This window comes from Mesorhizobium sp. P5_C1, from assembly GCF_054049815.1.
In genome coordinates this window covers 1-872 of the sequence record NZ_JBFULQ010001175.1, presented here as the reverse complement: position 1 = coordinate 872, position 872 = coordinate 1, and the positions used below count along the sequence as shown (strand labels likewise).

At 59.1% G+C, this 872-nt stretch carries 1 protein-coding gene and 1 pseudogene; both read left to right on the top strand.

Annotated features, from left to right (window positions below; all coding sequences use genetic code 11):
• Positions 1–680 (top strand): annotated as a pseudogene (locus tag ACXJ7R_RS34700) (Tm-1-like ATP-binding domain-containing protein); the annotation flags it as partial.
• Positions 677–872: hypothetical protein (locus ACXJ7R_RS34695; RefSeq protein ID WP_457155733.1), on the top strand; the 196-nt coding region annotated here is incomplete at its 3' end. The pseudogene ACXJ7R_RS34700 and the gene ACXJ7R_RS34695, both read left to right, overlap by 4 nt.

The following is an 872-nucleotide window of genomic DNA, read 5'->3' as shown; positions in this document are numbered from 1 at the left end:
TCATTGGCATGATGAGCCTTGGCAGCTCGTGTCTTTCCTACATGAGACTACTCAAGGGCCCCTTGGAAGAGCGAGGGTTCGAACTAGCGGTGTTTCATGCGACTGGCATGGGCGGAATGGCTTTTGAAAATCTGGCCGCGCAAGGATATTTCTGCGCCGTCATGGATTTCGCGCTTCCCGAGCTCGGGAACCTTCTGGTTGGCTCTATCGTCAACGGTGGCAAGGACCGACTTGTGTCAGCCGGACAGAACAAGGTCCCACAACTCGTCGCTCCGGGCTGCGTCGACTTGATAGACTTTCCCAGTTGGCAAGATATCCCCGCCCGCTTCGCCGGCAGACCCTGCCACGCGCACAATCGTTTGATCTCCTCCGCCGCGTTGAACGCGCAAGAGCGGCGCGAGACCGCCCGCGAGATCGGCCATCGGTTAGCCAAAGCCTTGGCTCCAGTGCATGTGATCCTGCCTATTCAAGGTATCGAGGAATGGGACCGGGAGGGGCAACCTGCCCATGACCCGGCAGGACTAGCAGCGTTCCTCGATGAAATGCGCTCAGCGATACGGCATCCTGTGGAATTGACCGAGATCGACGCGCACATAAACGACGCGCTGTTTGCTGAAACGGTGCTTGGAATATTCGACGATTGGGTCGATCGAGGCATCGTCAAGAAGGCACTGCAATGACGATACACGCCACCCCGATCGACGCTCGCTATGCGGTTCTGTTTGAACCCGTCAAGATCGGGCCGAAGGTGGCGCCAAATCGGTTCTTCGCTGTGCCGCACGCGACGGGCCACTCTCCCCTCATGCCCAACGGCTCCATCGGCATGAGGGCGATGAAGGCGGAAGGCGGTTGGGGCACCGTCTGTATGCAGC